Source organism: Thermomicrobiales bacterium, from assembly GCA_041390825.1.
Taxonomy (GTDB): domain Bacteria; phylum Chloroflexota; class Chloroflexia; order Thermomicrobiales; family UBA6265; genus JAMLHN01.
This window is the reverse complement of record JAWKPF010000016.1, coordinates 68,896-85,878: the sequence shown is the minus strand read 5'-3', so window position 1 is coordinate 85,878 and position 16,983 is coordinate 68,896. Positions and strand designations below refer to the sequence as shown.

At 62.2% G+C, this 16,983-nt stretch carries 19 protein-coding genes; 3 read left to right on the top strand and 16 right to left on the bottom strand.

Annotated elements, in window-relative coordinates:
* Positions 1-19: 19 nt before the first annotated feature.
* Genes R2855_10415 through tsaB form a run of 5 tightly spaced genes read right to left on the bottom strand, consistent with a single transcriptional unit; the run spans position 20 to position 3,770 of the window.
* Complete coding sequence (locus R2855_10415; protein ID MEZ4531434.1) at positions 20-496, bottom strand: hypothetical protein; 477 nt, start codon at positions 494-496, stop codon at positions 20-22.
* The gene (locus tag R2855_10410) at positions 489-1,307 is read right to left on the bottom strand and encodes an inositol monophosphatase family protein (protein ID MEZ4531433.1); all 819 of its coding nucleotides are present in this window, start codon (positions 1,305-1,307) and stop codon (positions 489-491) included. Before R2855_10410 ends, R2855_10415 begins: the two co-directional genes overlap by 8 nt.
* Positions 1,304-2,395: a tRNA (adenosine(37)-N6)-threonylcarbamoyltransferase complex transferase subunit TsaD gene (tsaD, locus tag R2855_10405; GenBank protein ID MEZ4531432.1), complete on the bottom strand. Its 1,092-nt coding sequence runs from the start codon at positions 2,393-2,395 to the stop codon at positions 1,304-1,306. The genes R2855_10410 and tsaD overlap by 4 nt, the downstream gene beginning before the upstream one ends.
* Positions 2,392-3,096 (bottom strand): ribosomal protein S18-alanine N-acetyltransferase, encoded by a 705-nt coding sequence (rimI, locus tag R2855_10400; GenBank protein ID MEZ4531431.1) that lies wholly within the window; start codon positions 3,094-3,096, stop codon positions 2,392-2,394. Before rimI ends, tsaD begins: the two co-directional genes overlap by 4 nt.
* Positions 3,093-3,770, bottom strand: a complete 678-nt coding sequence (gene tsaB, locus R2855_10395) for a tRNA (adenosine(37)-N6)-threonylcarbamoyltransferase complex dimerization subunit type 1 TsaB (protein MEZ4531430.1) — start codon at positions 3,768-3,770, stop codon at positions 3,093-3,095. The genes rimI and tsaB overlap by 4 nt, the downstream gene beginning before the upstream one ends.
* A 137-nt stretch (positions 3,771-3,907) precedes the next feature.
* Here tsaB and R2855_10390 point away from each other — a divergent pair, with 137 nt between their 5' ends.
* The 3 genes from R2855_10390 to R2855_10380 all read left to right on the top strand — a co-directional run bounded on the left by R2855_10390 (position 3,908) and on the right by R2855_10380 (position 7,160).
* Positions 3,908-4,864, top strand: coding sequence for a sugar ABC transporter permease (locus tag R2855_10390; protein MEZ4531429.1), 957 nt, complete (start codon positions 3,908-3,910; stop codon positions 4,862-4,864).
* On the top strand, positions 4,857-5,729 hold the full coding sequence (locus R2855_10385) for a carbohydrate ABC transporter permease (GenBank protein MEZ4531428.1): 873 nt from the start codon (positions 4,857-4,859) through the stop codon (positions 5,727-5,729). Before R2855_10390 ends, R2855_10385 begins: the two co-directional genes overlap by 8 nt.
* A gap of 111 nt (positions 5,730-5,840) precedes the next feature.
* Positions 5,841-7,160 carry an ABC transporter substrate-binding protein gene (locus R2855_10380; GenBank protein MEZ4531427.1) on the top strand — a complete coding sequence of 440 codons (1,320 nt, stop codon included), beginning with the start codon at positions 5,841-5,843 and terminating at the stop codon, positions 7,158-7,160.
* A gap of 55 nt (positions 7,161-7,215) precedes the next feature.
* On the opposite strand, the gene ilvD is transcribed toward R2855_10380, so the two are convergent.
* The 11 genes from ilvD to R2855_10325 all read right to left on the bottom strand — a co-directional run bounded on the left by ilvD (position 7,216) and on the right by R2855_10325 (position 16,879).
* Positions 7,216-8,907 carry a dihydroxy-acid dehydratase gene (gene ilvD / locus R2855_10375; GenBank protein ID MEZ4531426.1) on the bottom strand — a complete coding sequence of 564 codons (1,692 nt, stop codon included), beginning with the start codon at positions 8,905-8,907 and terminating at the stop codon, positions 7,216-7,218.
* Between the two features lie 121 nt (positions 8,908-9,028).
* On the bottom strand, positions 9,029-9,586 hold the full coding sequence (locus tag R2855_10370; protein ID MEZ4531425.1) for a hypothetical protein: 558 nt from the start codon (positions 9,584-9,586) through the stop codon (positions 9,029-9,031).
* 479 nt (positions 9,587-10,065) lie between these two features.
* Entirely contained in the window at positions 10,066-10,533 is a 468-nt protein-coding gene (gene tsaE, locus R2855_10365; protein ID MEZ4531424.1) for a tRNA (adenosine(37)-N6)-threonylcarbamoyltransferase complex ATPase subunit type 1 TsaE, read from the bottom strand.
* Complete coding sequence (locus R2855_10360) at positions 10,530-11,267, bottom strand: ABC transporter ATP-binding protein (GenBank protein ID MEZ4531423.1); 738 nt, start codon at positions 11,265-11,267, stop codon at positions 10,530-10,532. Before R2855_10360 ends, tsaE begins: the two co-directional genes overlap by 4 nt.
* 291 nt (positions 11,268-11,558) lie before the next feature.
* Positions 11,559-11,771: a hypothetical protein gene (locus R2855_10355; protein MEZ4531422.1), complete on the bottom strand. Its 213-nt coding sequence runs from the start codon at positions 11,769-11,771 to the stop codon at positions 11,559-11,561.
* A gap of 291 nt (positions 11,772-12,062) precedes the next feature.
* Positions 12,063-12,989, bottom strand: coding sequence for an ABC transporter permease subunit (locus tag R2855_10350; GenBank protein ID MEZ4531421.1), 927 nt, complete (start codon positions 12,987-12,989; stop codon positions 12,063-12,065).
* A 2-nt stretch (positions 12,990-12,991) separates the two neighbouring features.
* Positions 12,992-13,210 carry a hypothetical protein gene (locus R2855_10345; GenBank protein MEZ4531420.1) on the bottom strand — a complete coding sequence of 73 codons (219 nt, stop codon included), beginning with the start codon at positions 13,208-13,210 and terminating at the stop codon, positions 12,992-12,994.
* A gap of 138 nt (positions 13,211-13,348) precedes the next feature.
* Positions 13,349-14,434 carry an iron ABC transporter substrate-binding protein gene (locus tag R2855_10340; GenBank protein MEZ4531419.1) on the bottom strand — a complete coding sequence of 362 codons (1,086 nt, stop codon included), beginning with the start codon at positions 14,432-14,434 and terminating at the stop codon, positions 13,349-13,351.
* Positions 14,435-14,564: 130 nt separating this feature from the next.
* On the bottom strand, positions 14,565-15,293 hold the full coding sequence (locus R2855_10335) for a 3-keto-5-aminohexanoate cleavage protein (protein MEZ4531418.1): 729 nt from the start codon (positions 15,291-15,293) through the stop codon (positions 14,565-14,567).
* A gap of 4 nt (positions 15,294-15,297) precedes the next feature.
* Positions 15,298-16,380, bottom strand: coding sequence for a tartrate dehydrogenase (locus tag R2855_10330; GenBank protein ID MEZ4531417.1), 1,083 nt, complete (start codon positions 16,378-16,380; stop codon positions 15,298-15,300).
* A complete protein-coding gene (locus R2855_10325; protein ID MEZ4531416.1) occupies positions 16,373-16,879 on the bottom strand; it encodes an MOSC domain-containing protein in 507 nt (168 codons plus the stop codon). The genes R2855_10330 and R2855_10325 overlap by 8 nt, the downstream gene beginning before the upstream one ends.
* Positions 16,880-16,983 lie beyond the last annotated feature (104 nt).

The window sequence follows — 16,983 nt, the reverse complement described above, 5'->3', positions numbered from 1 at the left end:
GCTCGGCCTGGATGGATTCCTACCGGGGAGTCGGGCGCTCCCAGATCGTCTCCATGCCTATGCCGCTGACCATGTCACGAAGAATCTTCTTCTCCTCGGCCAACAGTTGCAAGTACGCGGCCCGTGCCTGCTGCATGAGATCGATTCCACCCAACTCATCGCATCGTTCCATCAGGCGCTCCAGAACGCCCGATTGCTCGAACTCACGCACGCGTTCGGCCCAGGGAGCCAGGGTGATTTCCTCGGGGATCGGCAGCTCCGGCCGCAATCGGCGAAACGAGAGAAGACGCTCTTTCGGAGTCGAGGTCATGCCGTCGACCATCACTGCCGGATTGACCCCCTCGGCGCTGCGAAAATCGAGCACCATCGTGCTGCCGACCCGGACAAAGAAGATGCTCATCACAACCGCGTCTGCCAGCGCGACCTTGAGCTGGTCGGGATAGAACTCGTCTTCGTCGAAGTTCATGCGAAAGCCGTCGCTCCAGAAGTCATCCATCGGACTTCGCCAGCTGGCTGACCTGTCGAACGAGATCGTCCTGGATCAGTCCGTTCGAGCAGATGATTTCACGGCGATACGGTCCGAACGGGGTGCCGTCATATCCCGCCACGATGCCGCCGGCCTCTTCCACCAGCAGCGAACCGGCGGCCAGATCCCATGCGTTCAGCGGACGCTCCCAGAAACCGTCCAGCCTGCCGCATGCCACGTAGCACAGATTCAGGGCAGCCGATCCATCACGCCGAACTCCCTGTGATCGCGTCAGAAACCCGTTCCAGACCCGCGCGTTCTCTCGCCGATCCTCCTCGGAATAAGCAAACCCGGTGCCCAGAAGCGACCGCTCCAGCGAATCGATGCGCGAAACCGCAATCGGGCTGCCATTCAGGGTCGCGCCGCCGCCGCGCTCCGCCACGAAGAGCTCGTCCCGCATTGGGTCATAGACCACGCCGAGAATGACATGGCCGGCATGTTCCAGCGCGATCGACACGGCGAAATGCGGGTAGCGATGGGCGTAGTTGGTCGTGCCATCGAGCGGGTCGACGATCCAGGAATAGAGATCGGTCCCGGCCGGGATGTCACCGGAGAGAAACGTGTTCTCCTCGCCAACAAACCGATGCTCGGGAAAACGATCCAGGATTGCGGTGGCCACGAGTTCTTCCGAGGCCCGGTCGGCGTCGGTTACGAGATCGATGGCCCCTTTGAAATCGATCGTCCGGTCGAGCGACAAACGCTCGCGCAGCACCGACCCGGCAGCTAGCGCGGTTTCGGTCGCAAGTTCACGCGCGCCCGCTGGCGCGGCAGAAACGGTCACGAATCTGATCCTCCGATGGGCAAACGGGAAGCGACATCCAGCTCCCAGCCCGATTGCGCGCCTCGTCTGAGCGCGAAGTATCCGGCGGCGGCCACCATGGCCGCATTGTCGGTGCAATACATGAGCGCCGGCACACGAAGCATAGCCCCCGCGCGCAGATCGACTTCACCGGCGAGCCGTTCCCGCAATGCCCGGTTGGCAGCGACACCCCCAGCCAACACCACCTGACGGATGTCCAGCGCCTCGGCCGCTCTGGCGGTCTTGACCGCCAGGACGTCGACAATGGCTTCCTGATACGAGGCCGCCAGATCGGCCACCGGCAACGTCTCCGCGAAGCGCGGTGGGCGGTGCTTGCGGAAGGGCGCATCGTCCTGGGGTTCCGGCTCGGGATCGGGGAGACGATAGGGCTCGACCTCGCGCAGCAACGCGGTCTTCAGTCCGGAGAAGCTGAAATCGTTGCTCTCGCCAAGCCACGCTCGCGGGAGCGCGAACGCATCTGTTCTCCCGCCGATGGCAGCCTGCTGGATGGCTGGGCCCCCGGGATATCCGAGACCGAGCAGTCGGGCGCCCTTGTCGAATGCTTCCCCCGCGGCATCGTCCAGCGTGCGGCCGAGATGAGCGTATCGGCCGTGCCCGGTCATCAGCATCAGCTCGGTGTGCCCGCCGGACACCAGCAGAGCCAGAACGGGAAACTCGGGCTGCGTCGATTCGGACTCAGGTGGAACCAGCCAATTCGCGTAGAGATGCGCCTCGAGATGATTCACCCCAACGAGCGGAATCGAACGGGCGTAGGCCAGCGCCTTGGCGAAATTCGCCCCGACGAGCAGCGATCCCGCTAACCCCGGACCGCGCGTCACGGCGATGGCATCGATCTCATCGAGTTCCAGCTTCGCCTCGGCCAGAGCTGCCTCGACCACGGGAATGATGGCGGTCAGTTGCGCGCGGGCAGCCAGTTCGGGGACCACCCCGCCATGGTCCCGATGCAGCGCGATCTGCGACGAAACCACGTTCGAGCGGACCTCGGTCCCACCGCGCACGACCGCGGCAGACGTCTCGTCGCACGATGTTTCGATACCGAGCACGTTCACGAGACGACCCGATCGTCGATGCGACGCGAGGCCCATACCGGGGCATGCGGCGAAACTGCCAGTGTGCCAGCCAGCCGCTCGACCAGGCTGTGACGGAGTTCGTCCACCTGATGCAGATAGCCGGGATCTCGCAGCGGCGGAGACCACATCAGATAAGCGTCTTCGCCATTGTCCGAGTAGTAGCGCGGGCGCACGCCATGCACGCTGAACCCATACTTCTCGTAGAGACGGATGGCGCCCTCATTCGAGACCCTCACCTCGAGCGTCATCACGTTCGCTCCGCGGCGCACCGCTTCGTCCATCAGCCGCAGCAGGAGCGCCTCTCCCAGCCCTCGGCCACGAAAGGGCACATCGATGCCGATGGTCGTGACATGGGCTTCGTCATAGAGCTGCCACATGCCCGCAAATCCCGCGATCGGTGGAGCCGCATTGGCCGCACGCCGGGTGAATGACAGCAGGCCAAGCGAGCGCAAATTGCGCCAGTTTTCTGTGAACTCGTCGACGAAGCGGTCACGAGATTGCACCGATTGCGCATCGGAGCCCCGCAACACGATGTAGTAGTTGTGCTCGAGATTGCGCAGCTCGCGACGATAGGCCGCGGTCGGCCACGGATTGCTGAAGCATCGGCGCTCGACCCGGCTAACCTCGGGAACGTCTTCGAGGCGCATCGGTTCGATGGTGAACGGCAATGGCTTGCTCATCCGGGTACGGCATCCATCGATCGGCGGCCATGGGCATAGATCGGCTCGAGCATCGCAGGATCGTCCCGCTCGCCCTGGAGAATGCGCTCCCAGCCCAACCGCGCAATCTGCTCGACGCGCGCTCCCGCAGGGATCACCACGACGTCTCCGATGCCACTCAACGCGGACTCGCTGGCAACAACCGCTTGCTCGGCATGCGCCACCGCGCGCAGCTCCTCCACTGTGGTGTTTCGGGGCGGTTCGAGCGCGCCATCAGCGCATTTGCTCCAGACGACGCGTCCTCGGCCCGCCGGCATGACAGCGATCACGGGGCGATCGACGCAGGTCACGCTGGCGGCGATTGCGCGAGTGGTTGGAATACCAACCAACGGCGCGCCAAGCGAAAAGACGATGCCCTTGGCGATGCTCGCCCCCACCCGAAGAGCGGAAAACGACCCCGGCCCGGTCGCGACGGCCACACCATCGAGCTGGTGCAATGCCAATCCAGACAACCGGAGCACGTGGTCGAGCTGGGCCAGCGTGTCGACCGTATGATTGCGATGAGCCATCCAGGCAAGCACGGCAACTTCGCTGCCGTCGAAGAGCGCAACACCGGCGCGGTCGCTGGATGTGTCGATTGCCGCCACCCAGGATCGCTTCGAATTCGCTCGCTCGTTGGTCCCGAAAGTTGCCATAGTTGTCATTCTGGTGTACTAGTCTTGATAATCTATCGATCCAAAGTTTAACGGTGGCTTGACAAGGCGATGGCTGGCCTTGCCGAGAATTGCACCCTCGGTCACTGACCGATTCTGGCATAAGCATCGAGGCTGAGTTGCAGGGATCAACGTCAATCACGCTGGAGAGTTCCGCGGCCGCCGACCAGGCCCTGCCGGTCGAGCAGACCCGTCGCAAGCGGCGGCCCTGGTCGGAATGGCTGCTCTTCCTGCTCTTCATCGCTCCGAACTTCATCCTCTTCGGGGTCTTCAGCTACTGGCCGATGATTCAAACCGCGTACCTGAGCGGGGTGCGCTGGGACATGATCTCGCCGACTAAACGGTGGGTGGGCGCGGACAACTATCGCTACCTCTGGAACGACGACACGTTCCGCGAAGTGCTCGTGAATTCATTCTGGTTTGCCATTGGCGCCGTCGGCGGATCGCTTGTGCTCGGCCTGACGATCGCCCTGCTGCTCAACCAGAAATTGCACTTTCGCAACTTCGCCCGCGCGTCGGTCTTCATGCCGACCCTCCTCAGTGGCGCCGCCATCGGCATCGTCTGGGTCTATATCTTTGATCCGCGCTACGGCATTCTGGCCGGGTTCCTGAAGACGATCGGCATCCAGTCCCCTTCCTGGTTGGGAGATCCGCAATGGGCCCTGCCAGCCGTGATCATCGTCTACATCTGGAAAAACGTCGGTCTCGCGACCGTGATCTTCCTGGCTGGGCTGCAGGGCATCCCACGCGATCTCTACGAAGCCGCCACGGTCGACGGTGCTGGCCGCATGAGCAAGTTCCGAAATGTCACCCTGCCCATGCTGTCGCCGATCATGTTCTTCGTCGTGGTGACGTCGATCCTCAACTCCTTCCAGGCCTTCGACATCATCAACGTGATGACCCGCGGCGGACCGGTCGATGCCACCAACATCCTCATCTACTACATCTACCAACAGGGCTTTGTGGCCTTCAACGCCGGACGCGCCGGCGCGGCGAGCATGGTGCTCTTCGTCATCATGCTGGCGATTACGTTGATCCAGCTGCGTTACTCAGAGCGCAAGGTGCATTATGGCTAGCATCGAGTACGAACATCCCAACCGCAATCGGTCCAGGATCGATTTTGTCGAGATCCTCTCGTACGTGGGCATGGCGCTGGTCGTCATTCTCATCCTGGTGCCGATCTTCTGGATGCTGAGCGGCTCGCTCAAGACCAATGCGGAGATCATGACCTTCCCGCCAACGTGGCTGCCAACCGACCCGCAATGGCACAACTACACCGATGCCTGGAACGCCGCCCCATTCGGTAGGTTCTACATCAACACCATCATCACGACGCTGGCTGGCACGACCCTGGAGCTCACCAATGCCTGCCTGACCGCGTATGCGCTCGCGTTCCTGCGGTTTCCGGCCAAGAATCTCATCTTCATTCTGCTGCTGGCCGCGCTGATGATTCCGCAGCAAGTCACCATCATCCCGAACTACCTGACGGTCTCCGACATCCTGGGGCAGAACTGGATCAACACCTATCAGGGGATCGTGCTGCCGGGCGCATCGGTGGCTGTCGGCACCTTCCTGTTGCGGCAAGCCTTTATGTCGCTTCCAGGGGAGGTGATCCAGGCAGCGCGGGTCGATGGCGCAAACCATCTGCAGCTGCTCTGGCAGATCGTCCTTCCGATGGCGAAGCCGGTGCTGGTGACCTTCGGGCTCATCTCGCTCGTCGCCAAGTGGAACGACTACCTCTGGCCATTGATCGTCACCAACCAGGACCGGATGCGCACCCTGTCGGTGGGCATTTCGTATCTCTACCAGCCCGAAGGGGTCACCCGATGGGGACCACTGCTCGCTGGCACATTCTTCGTGATCGCGCCGATGATTCTCGTCTATCTCTGGGCGCAGAAACACATCATCGACGGAATCACCGCTGGCGCCACCAAGAGCTAGGCGCCCACAACTTCTCGAATGCTCGCGCGTTCTCCGAGGGCCCACGGGCAACGCGCCGCAGGAATCGACAATGGAGTCGACGGCTTTTTTCGAACGTATGAAAGGGACGGAATGAACACGATCAATCGACGCACAATGCTCAAGGGCACGGCAGCTGCCGCCGCCGGCCTCACGGTGGCCAGCAAGGCCTCGAAGACCTTCGCCGCACCGGCGGTGATCCAGAGCGGCCCGACCAAGATCGTCTACTGGGGTTCCTTCACCGACCAGTTGGGCGAAGCGGAAAAGACGCTCTGCGACAACTTCAACGCGGCGCAGACCGATGTCGCGCTCGAGTACCAGTACCAGGGCACGTACGAGGAGACCGCGCAGAAGCTAACGGCCGCTGTGGCTGCCAAACAGACACCAGATGTTTCGCTGCTTTCTGATGTCTGGTGGTTCAAGTTCTACCTGAACAACACCCTTGCTCCGCTGACGGACATGTTCGCGGCAGCGTCGATCGATACGACCGACTATGTCGACTCCCTCTTCAACGAGGGTGTGCGCGATGGTCAGAGCTACTGGGTCCCGATGGCGCGCTCGACGCCGCTCTTCTACTTCAACCGGGAGCTGTTCGACGGCGTCGGACTCCCCGATGGGCCCGCGAACTGGAACGATCTCGTCGCGGTCGCGCAGGACCTTGTCACCAAGGACGGAGACACGATTACCCGGGCGGCGTTTGCGCACCCGAACGGCGCGTCCTACATCGCGTGGCTCTTCCAGTGCGTCATCTGGCAGTACGAAGGGGCCTACTCCGATCCCGAATTCAACATCCTGATCAACCAGGAAAACGGCGTTGCCGCTGGCAACTTCTATCGGGATTCGGTGCAGGATGGCTGGGCAACGACCCCGGACGATGTCACCACTGACTTCCTGAACGGGTACACCGCTTCGATCATGGCGTCCACGGGCAGCCTGGGCGGCATCAAGCGCGATGCCACGTTCGATTTCGGCACCTGCTTCCTGCCCGAGGCAGCGACCTTTGGCTGCTGCACCGGCGGGTCCGGACTCGCCATTCTGGCCGACAAGTCGGACGAGCAGAAGGCCGCCGCGTTCCAGTTCGTCTCCTGGGCCACCGCCCCGGAGCAGACCGAATGGTGGTCGCAGACCACAGGCTACATGCCGGTGCGCAAGTCGGCGGTCGAAAGCGAAACCATGCAGGGATTCTTCGCCGAGAACCCGAACTTCAAGACCGCGGTCGATCAGCTTCCCAAGACCAAGGCGCAGGACTCGGCCCGCGTCTTCATCCCCAACGGTGACCAGATCATCGGCAAGGGTCTCGAGCGGATCACGGTCCAGGGCGAGGAAGTGCAGCCCGTCTTCGACGACGTTGCCAATACCCTCACGGAAGAGGCCCAGCCGGTCCTCGAAGCCCTGGCAGCGCTGGGACAATAGTCTTCGTACGCACATCGAAACGGGCGACGGCTTCCGTCGCCCGTTTCACATCTGCTCATCCGCACAGCGCGCCTTCACTCGCGGTAGTGGTGAGAGCGGCATATTTCGCCAGCACACCAGACTGATAGCGCGGCGCCGGAGCAGACCAACAGCGTCGCCGTTCCGCAAGCTCGTCCTCGGTGAGAGCGACAGACAGAACCCGCCGATCAGCGTCGATCTCGATCGAGTCTCCGTCCCGCACAAGAGCAATAGGACCACCATCGAACGCCTCGGGCGTAACATGCCCAACGACCATTCCCCAGGTCCCGCCAGAAAATCGGCCGTCCGTGATCAGTCCGACCGTTTCCCCCAACCCACGTCCGATAATGGCCGAAGTCGGCGCGAGCATCTCGGGCATTCCGGGGGCGCCGCGGGGTCCAAGGAAGCGAAGAACGAGTATCGAACCAGATTCGATCGATCCGCCCAGTATGGCCTCCATGGCGGAAGCCTCGTCATCGAAAACGCGAGCTGGACCATGCATTCGCCGAACGCGGAGTCCGCTGGTCTTTGCAACTGCACCAGCCGGAGCCAGATTCCCAAAAAGAATCGAGAGATGGCCCTCTGGGTAAAGCGCTTGGTCTAGCTGGTGAATGACCGATGTTTCTCCTATTGGCTGGTGTGAGAACGCCGCGAGTTCCTCCCCGAGCGATTGACCTGTAATGGTCAAGCAGTCACCATCGATGAGACCGGCGTCCAGCAACTGATTGAGCACGACCGGAATACCGCCCGCTGCATGCAAGTCAGTCGCCATGAAGTTCCCCGAGGGCTTGAGATCACAGATCACCGGCACGCGCTTGCGCACGCGTTCGAAGTCATCGAGCGTCCACTCGACCCCAGAAGCGCGCGCAATCGCAAGCAGGTGCAGGACTGCGTTCGTCGATCCTCCCACCGCCATGACCACTGCTGTCGCGTTTTCTATCGATCGCCGGGTGATGATCGTTCGCGGCGTCAGTTGTTGCTCGACTGCCTGTAACAAGAGTCGTGCGGATTTCGCTGCACTGTCTGATTTCTCTTTCCCGACGTTGGTCATCGTCGAGGAACCGAGCAGTGACATCCCCATAGCCTCGAATGCTGCTGCCATGGTGTTGGCGGAGTACATGCCAGCGCACGACCCAATCGTCGGAATGGCGGCGCGCTCCACCCTGGTGAGTTGGTCCCGGCTGATTGTCCCGGCCGCGCAAGCGCCAACTGCCTCAAAGGGCGAGACAATCGAAAGCGCTTCTCCATCGAGTACCCCGGGTGTTGCGGTTCCTCCGTAGACATAGACAGCGGGAACGTTCGCGCGGGCAATGCCGATCATGCCGCCTGGCAGATTCTTGTCACAACCACCGACGACCACCAGGCCATCGAGCCACTGACCGCCGGAGACAGTTTCGATGCAATCAGCGATCACCTCGCGCGACACGAGCGAGTATTTCATTCCCTCGGTGCCCATCGACATGCCGTCGGAAATGGTGGGAACGCCAAACGTTTGAGCCTTTCCTCCCGCAGCCTCTACGGCTGCGGCAGCGGCATCGACGAGCTTCTGCAGACCCGCGTTGCACGGCGTGATCGTGGAGTGCCCATTTGCGATACCAATGAACGGCTTGGCAAAGTCATGCGGCTGGTACCCGAGTGCGTAATACATTGAGCGGTTCGCCGCCCGATCGATGCCCTCGACAATGGCGGCGGACCGTTTGGCCGTCTGGCTTGGCAGCCCAATTGGCATGTCTCTCCCCTTCTCCATACGCTCAGAGACAAGCGCATTTCATCGATTCACGTATCAATCACAAGCGCCATGGCCGCCACGGATGCTCGTTGCTCGAACCAGAGAGATCCTTCAAGGCGGTTCAGCAAAGTGATTGGGCCATCGACATCCGGGCAAGACATCCGACTCTCGCCGTCGAGCCTATCTGGTAGTCAAGATGATGTGAAATATATGATCCCCAATAGTTTGATATGGTTTCCATATGAGCGAGCACCTCGGAGGCCGGTTCAGTCTTCGACAATTGGAGCAATTCGTCACACTGGGGGAGGAGTTGCACTTTGGGCGAGCCGCTGCGCGGCTCGGGATGCATCAGGCGCCGCTGTCCCAGGCCATTCAGAAACTCGAGGTCGAACTGGGGGTTCAGCTGTTCGAGCGGACCCACCGGCATGTGGTACTGACCCCAGCAGGAGCGGATCTGCTGAGACATGCGCGGACACTCGTGGAAGACGCGAAGTCGTTCTCTCGACGCGCTCTGCGCCTCGCTGGAGGCGTCCAGGGAACCTTGACAGTTGGGTTCGTATCGACCGCTGTTTACGGCTATCTGCCCGACCTGCTTCGCGTTTTCCGCGATCGATATCCTGACGTTGCACTTCGCTTGCGGGAGGCGACAACCGATGTGCAGCTCGAGTTGCTGCTCCATGGAGAGATCGATGTCGGCCTTGTCATCGATAGTCCAACGAGTGCCATTCTGGGGATACAGAGGCATCCGGTTCGGACCGATCGGCTGATCGTCGCCCTTCCCGCAAGTTGGGAAATGGAGCGATTTACAGATGGAATGGCCGGGAATATCGATCTGCGCTTGTTAGCAAGAGAAGAACTGATAACGATCCCTCGCCAGATCGGTCCGGCACTGTTCGAGGCGATAGTCTCGTGCTTCGCGAAACATGACATCGTACCTCGGCGTGGTCAAGAAGGGATCCAGATGCAGACGATTCTCGGCTTGGTTGCTGCCGGATTGGGATACGCAGTCGTGCCTGAATCAATGCGTTCACTCGCGCGTTCTGACGTGCACTACTTCGACATTGCGGGGGATGTTCCCAATGTGGTGCTCAGCATGGCTTGGCGGCTGCGGGATCCGAATCCTGTGTTGGGGAATTTCGTGCAGATCGCCAGCGCCCTTCAGAAGGACGACGTGGACGTGAAGCGTGTCCCCAGACCAATGGGTCGCAGTCGAATCGATCGCCGGTCGGGGCCGACCGGGTCGAGCTCGACCAAAAGATAGGCGTCGGGCAGCGATCCGGCGGCACGCTCGGGCCATTCGACGAGCGTGATCGCCACTGGATCGCTCATCAGCTCTTCGAAGCCGAGCGCATCGAGCTCAGACGGGTCGTCGAGCCGATAGAGATCGATGTGGCGGAAGGTCGCCCCGCTTGGAAGCGGGGTATCGACAACGAGCGAAAACGTTGGGCTTTGCGCCAGCTCTGTCATTCCCAGCGCCGCGCCGATCCCCTGAGTGAGGGTCGTCTTGCCAGCTCCCAAATCCCCATGCAGGAGCAGCACGTCGCCCGGTTCGAGCAGCGCGGCAATGCGCGCCCCAAGCGCGCGCGTCTCTTCCGCGGATGCGGTTTCAAAGATCAGACCGCTCATTCAGGTGATGCTGGCGGAAAGGTCAGTACAGCGCCACGCACCGTAATCCTGACCTCCTCACCCGGTTGGAACCCGGCATAGGCGTTGGTGCGCGCGTGGATCACTGTCCCATCGGACAGGAGGCAATCGAGCATCTGATCGTGGCCGAAGAAGGCACGCGCCCGCACCAATGCGGTCACTCCTTCGGATTGCGAGCTGGGGGCAAGCCGCAGGATTTCTGGCCGTACCATCACATCGACAGGCCCGCTGGCGGAGTTCACTGAGGGCAAGCGTCCCAACGCACATGTCACGACTCGACCTTCGCTGGAGCCCGGAAGAAACTGGGCTTCCCCCACGAACTCGGCGACCCGCCGGGAAACCGGACGAAGATAGAGTTCGTCCGGACTCGCAATTTGAAGGATGCGCCCCTCCCACATCACTGCCACTCGGTCTGCCATGCTGAGAGCCTCCTCCTGGTCGTGCGTGACCAACAGCGCCGTCACACCAGTCTGCAGGATGATCTCGCGCACATCTGACTGCAATCGTCTTCGCAACGCCGCATCCAGGCTCGAAAACGGTTCGTCCAGCAGAAGCAACGATGGCTTGGGCGCGAGCGCGCGGGCGAGCGCGACCCGTTGTTGCTGTCCCCCGGAAAGCTGATGCGGCATGCGCGATCCCGCCCCCTCCAGACCGACCAAACGCAACGCATCCTCGACCAACGCATCTTTCGGACCGTTCCCGATCCCAGTTGACATTCTTCGCGACACTCAGGTGCGGAAACAGCGCGCCGTCCTGGAAAACCATGCCCACATTGCGCCGCTCGGGAGGAAGCGACCGCGTATCATCGGCCACCACCACATCGTCGATCGCGATCGAACCGCGATCGGGATCCTCGAACCCGGCCACCATGCGCAACGCCGTCGTCTTGCCGCACCCACTCGGTCCGAGCAAGGCCAGGATATCCCCTTCGGCCACCTCGAAGTCGACTCCGTCGACGGCCTGAACCAATCCGAACCGCTTGGCAACCCTGGTGCATGCCAGCGCGGTCATTCTGGAATGCTCTCGATACGATCGGGGCGGGTGCGATTCAGCAGCACCAATGCGGGGACCACGGAGATGAGCATCAGCACGATCGCCGGCGCCGCGGCCCGTCCGAATCCGCTGCTGGTTTGCTGCGCACTTCGTGCCAGGTTTATTCTAGAAGGCCGCAGGAGCAAGGTCATCGGCAGTTCCTTGACCACGGTCAGGAAGATCAGCAATGCACCGGCGCCGATACCCGGAAGCGCCAGTGGAGGGTCACTCTGCGCAGCGTCCCGTGAGCGGTTTCACCGAGTCCCCGGGCGGCATCCTCGACATTGGGTAGCGATCTGCAACAACGACGAGCGAGTTGCCCCCACGGCTTGTGGGATGAATCGCACCAGATAGGCCACCAGCAAGAGCGGCACGGTTTGATAGAAGCGGGGCAGGTGTCTGGCCCGGGATGAATATCGAATGTAAGGCCAATCGTAAGACCCGGCAGACCGTATCCGACAGTGTTAACCGCTCGATCGTCAGCGAGAAACGGCTGCGATAGCGAACCGCCAGCACCGCGACCGGGATGGCCAACAGCGTCGCGATCGCCGCCCCAAGGACGCCGAGCATAAGCGTGTTCCAGGTTGCTGCGCCGAGTTGCCCGAAGTCGTCGCCGCGGCGCCAGGCGCGCACGAGCCAGTTTGCCAGCACGAGCACCGGCAGCGCGAGCGATAGTCCAAGCACGAGCAGCACATACGCCAGCGCGGGATAGCGCCACCGTCCAAGTGCGATCCTGCGAGCCCTGCGCGAGACACCGGGCCTCGAGTCTGGCTTGTCGCCCTGATCCCCGCAACTTCATCTCTGCGAAGAGCAGCGTAAGGGTGAAAAAGAATGAGCACCAACGACAGCGCCGCCGCGTAGGAGCGGTCGAACGATGCGCGGTATTGCACGTAGATTGCGCGGGTGAGGGAGTCGTAGCGCAACAGCGTCACCACGCCAAAGTCACTGACGGTATAGAGAGCGGACAGGAGCATACCGGCAAGGATCGACGGCCGCAGCATCGGCAGAGTGATTCGGAAAAACGTCGCCAGCGGTCCCCGACCCAAGCCGCGCGCCGCATCCTCGATCGAGGGATCGAGACCGGCCAGGGCCGCGCTGACATTGAGATAGACGTAGGGATAGGTGAACAGGGAGAGGATCAGCCACGCGCCGAAGAAGCCATAGATCGACGGAATCGTCTCGATACCGAACCAACCTTGCAGCCATCCGTGTAGATCGCCGCGCGGTCCGAGAGCGGCAACGTATGCAATCGCCCCGACGTACGACGGGATGACAAGCGGCAGAATGGCAACGGCTGCAAAGACGCGTCGCCCCGGCAGATCAGCTCGCAAGGTGAGCCACGCAAGCGGCACCGCGATAAGGGCTGCGGTAACCGAGACCGCGCCAGCCAGCAGGGCCGTGTCCACGATCAGATCGACCGTACGCCGCCGGACCAGAGGTGAAAGACACCCTCGTCAGCCTGGCTCGCACGATAGATCAGGTACGCCAGGGGAAGCAAAACCAGCGCCGTCACCAGAAGTGACGGCGCCAGCAACTCGACCGGCATCGACCGGGTCGAGCGGCGGCGAAAACCCCAACGAAAGGCAGTTCCCGCCGGTTCAGATTGCCCAATGGGAGGATTGGGCACGGTGTTCCTCTACAAGACGCGATGCCTGGAACAGCTGGCGAAACATGTGCCCCTGGACCGACGTCCTTGCGTAGGCGCCGCCCGCCGTGGCCGCCAAAATCGACTCACCACGAATGGGCACATGTTCTCGAACCAACGCTAGACGAGACCAACCTCGGCCAACAGCGCCAGCGTACCCTCCAGATCGGCAAGGCGGCTAAGGTCTATGTCGGGTGAATCGAGCTCGGCCAGCGGTGGAAGCCCTTCAGCAGTGGGGACTCCGGCCAGCAGCGGATACTCATACGTGTTTTCGGCGAAATACGTTTGCGCTTCTTCACCGAGCAGGTAGTTGGCGAGCGCCAACGCTCCCTCGGGGTTTGCCGACGTGTTGAGCACGCCGAGACCGGAGATGTTGACGAGCGAACCGATGTTTCCCCCTTCGAAGAAATGGTTCGCCACCGGAATCTCGCCTTCCTCGGCCGTGATCTCGTAGATGTAGTAGTTGTTCACGAGACCGGTGGCGATCTCGCCGGCTGCGACTGCGCGGACGATATCGCTATTGCCCTCGAACACGACCGCGCCGTTGTCGATCATGCCCTGCAGCCATGCTCGCGTAGCGTCCTCACCCTCGGTGACGCGCATGGCTGTTATGAACGCCTGGAACGAGCCATTGGTTGGCGCCCAGCCGACCTTGCCCTCCCAGGCGTCGCCGGTCAGTTCCTGCACGGTGGCAGGCAGCGCATCGGGAGCGAGTTCATCGGTGTTGTAGACGAGCACCCTGGCACGTCCAGTAACGCCGACCCAGTTGCCGGCGGACGAACGGAATCGTGAATCGACGATGTCGAGCGTTTCGGCCGGCAGCGGAGCGAAAAGACCCGCCGCCTCGATTGCGCCGAGCGCGCCGGCATCCTGCGCGTAATACACGTCGGCCGGGCTGTTCTCGCCTTCTTCAAGGATGGCCGCCGCCATCTCGGCGGTGTTGCCATAGCGCGCCTCGACCGCAATTCCGGTCGCCTCGCTGAACATCGCCAGTACCGGCGCAACCAGATCCTCGGAACGGCCGGAATAGACCGTGATCGTTCCGCCAGCGGTGGCGCTCGCTTCTGGAGTTGCCTGCGCAGCTGCGCCCAGCCGGCCGATCGCCAGCGCGCCTGCGCCAACTCCCGTGGCCATGAGCAGACGACGCCGGTCGATAGCCCATGTCACGGTTCGGAGCGCCGTGCCGTTTGTTGCCCGATCTGCCAAGGTCGAAATCCCTTTCCCGAATGATGAGAATATCCGATCAAACAACTCGGAATTAGCCTAGCAATTCGCGAGCGGCAGCGTCAAGTGATGCGTTGTTTTCGTTGATGGATTCCGCGATATCGATCAGCGATCAAGGACGCGCAAAGACCTCGACGGCCGCGGCGACCAGTTCGGCATTGCTCGCAACGCGTTTGTTGCGTGGCCCGGTGAGGGTATCCTCGAATCCAATGCGGGAATCCCAGCGCCGGCGTTTGGCATCGCGCAGGGCGAACCAGGCGAGTGGCCCGTCGGTATGTTGCATGCGCGGATTCATGGCGCCCAGCCGGTCGAGTTGCGCGTGGAGCTCATCGAACCGCGCGCCCGCAGCCTCTTCATCAGGCAGACTGTCGCCGTCCGGCTCGATGAGCAGGCGTACCACCCCGTTCGAAAAGATCAACATCGAGCGGGCGAAGACGTCTATATCTTCCATACTGCCGATGCCAACTTCGACCCCGATGCCGGCCGCAATGAGCGCCTGCATGATCATCACGGCCCCCTCTTCCGAGCAGTTCACCGACGCGTAGTCGGGTCCATACCAGCTGCGAACGAGGGCAAGCCGTTTCTCGAGATCGGGCTCGATCCAGGCGCCGGTAGATACGCCAACCGGCACACGGGCGGCTTCCTTGACCTGCCGGCAGACTGCAAAGATCGTCAAGGGATCGAGCGTTTCCAACCCAGCGGCGTCACGCGGATGCAAGTGAATGGCGGACGCGCCAGCGGCTACGCATGCGGCCGCGTCCCGGGCGAGTTGGTCGGCCGAGCAAGGCAGCCCCACATGCGCATCACACCGTCGTGAACCATTGAGCGCCGCCTGGATCATCCAACTACCCCCGCAAGAGCACGTCCACCATGGCATCACCGACCGCTTTGGTCGTCGCGACACCGCCAAGATCGGGTGTCCGCGGACCATGTTCGGTGGTCCACTCGATCGCGTGCATGACGCGCTCCGCCTCGACGCGCAGTCCCAGATGCTCGAGCATCATGGCCGCGCTCCACACAGCAGCAATGGGATTGGCGATGCCAAGCCCGGCGATATCGGGCGCGGAGCCGTGGACCGGCTCGAACATGGACGGATAGCGCCGCTCCGGATCGATGTTCGCGCTGGCGGCAATGCCAAGGCTCCCGGCAATCGCCCCGCCCAGGTCGGACAAGATATCGCCAAACAGATTCGACGCCACGATCACATCGTAGGCTTCCGGGCGCAACACCAGCTTGGCTGCCATGGCGTCGACCAACACGGATTCTGTTTCGATGTCCGGATAGTCGAGCGCCACCCGGGCGAAGGTCTCATCCCACAGCGTCATGGCGTATTGCTGGGCATTGCTCTTGGTGACACTGGTCACTTTCTTGCGTTTGCGGGTTCCCGCCAGGTCGAAGGCATAGCGAATGATGCGCTCGCAGCCAAGGGCGGTGAACAACGCGGACTGAACCGCAACCTCGCGATCGGGTCCGCGCGCAGCCAGATTCCGCCCACCCAGACCCGCGTATTCGCCTTCAGAGTTTTCGCGCACCACTACGAAATCGATCGTCTCCGGCGATCCGTTGCGCAGCGGGCTCTCGATACCCGGCAGGAGCACGCCGGGCCGAACACAGGCGTATTGGTCGAAACCCTGGCAGATGTTCAGCCGTAGCCCCCAGAGCGCGATATGGTCCGGCACCTCCGGCCAGCCGACCGCGCCGAAGTAAATCGCATCGAAGTCCCGCAACCGGTCGAGTCCGTCTGCCGGCATCATGACCCCATGCTCGAGGTAGTACTCGCATCCCCAGGGAAAGTCTTCGAACTCGAATGCCAACGTGCCGTCGCTCGTCTGCGCCAGCGCTTCCAGCACCTGCTGACCGACCGGCACAACTTCCTTGCCGATCCCATCCCCCGGAATGACCGCAATCCGAAACACTTGCTTACTCATCTTGTCCCACCGATGGCCCGTCCGCAGGGCCGATTGCGACGATCGAATCGCCAACATGAATCGTGCCGCCCCGCACGATGCGAGCGCGTAAACCGCCGGTGCGCACAAGCGACTTCATGACCGCCCTGCCAGTCAGCTCTTCCAGATGCACACATGGCGGACAAGCGCGCACGCCTTCGCAGACCACCGGGCCGATCGCGAAGGCTTTGCCAATCAACGCGTCGAGATCGATGCCAGTGGTGATGAGGTTGCGGCGGCATTCGCGCGTTGCGAATGGCGCCCCGGAATCCACGGCCGCCTGCGCCACTGCGTCGGTATCGATCAAGGTCAGCTCCCGCGCGCCTGACGTTGTCGGATTCTGCGAGTAGAACCCGATACCCAGCGCATAGCGATCGCCGGCGAGTCCCTGTCCTGGCATGGCGTCTGCCTGGGTCTGCGCGGCCATCGGCGCGCCTGCCACCGGTGTCGTGAAAATCTCGAGCACTGTGCCCGCAGTCATGCTGGCCCTCGTTTTCTTTGGATCGAGCCTCCAACGCCTGGATCGAGGCGTGACCGTCGTTTTCTCAGGCTGCGAGTATGATCCATGCGGCATTCTCGCGGTTT

What these genes read in the sequence shown, in the direction of transcription:
- rimI (MEZ4531431.1), bottom strand. Translation starts at nt 3,096, where the DNA reads ATGAGCAAGCCATTGCCGTTCACCATCGAACCGATGCGCCTCGAAGAC.
- ilvD (MEZ4531426.1), bottom strand. Translation starts at nt 8,907, where the DNA reads ATGCCAATTGGGCTGCCAAGCCAGACGGCCAAACGGTCCGCCGCCATT.
- R2855_10360 (MEZ4531423.1), bottom strand. Translation starts at nt 11,267, where the DNA reads ATGTCAACTGGGATCGGGAACGGTCCGAAAGATGCGTTGGTCGAGGAT.
- R2855_10335 (MEZ4531418.1), bottom strand. Translation starts at nt 15,293, where the DNA reads ATGATCCAGGCGGCGCTCAATGGTTCACGACGGTGTGATGCGCATGTG.
- R2855_10325 (MEZ4531416.1), bottom strand. Translation starts at nt 16,879, where the DNA reads ATGACTGCGGGCACAGTGCTCGAGATTTTCACGACACCGGTGGCAGGC.
- R2855_10370 (MEZ4531425.1), bottom strand. Translation starts at nt 9,586, where the DNA reads ATGGAGCAGCAACTCGAGCTGCACATCGGTTGTCGCCTCCCGCAAGCG.
- R2855_10415 (MEZ4531434.1), bottom strand. Translation starts at nt 496, where the DNA reads ATGGATGACTTCTGGAGCGACGGCTTTCGCATGAACTTCGACGAAGAC.
- R2855_10385 (MEZ4531428.1), top strand. Translation starts at nt 4,857, where the DNA reads ATGGCTAGCATCGAGTACGAACATCCCAACCGCAATCGGTCCAGGATC.
- tsaE (MEZ4531424.1), bottom strand. Translation starts at nt 10,533, where the DNA reads ATGAGCGGTCTGATCTTTGAAACCGCATCCGCGGAAGAGACGCGCGCG.
- tsaB (MEZ4531430.1), bottom strand. Translation starts at nt 3,770, where the DNA reads ATGGCAACTTTCGGGACCAACGAGCGAGCGAATTCGAAGCGATCCTGG.
- R2855_10380 (MEZ4531427.1), top strand. Translation starts at nt 5,841, where the DNA reads ATGAACACGATCAATCGACGCACAATGCTCAAGGGCACGGCAGCTGCC.
- R2855_10330 (MEZ4531417.1), bottom strand. Translation starts at nt 16,380, where the DNA reads ATGAGTAAGCAAGTGTTTCGGATTGCGGTCATTCCGGGGGATGGGATC.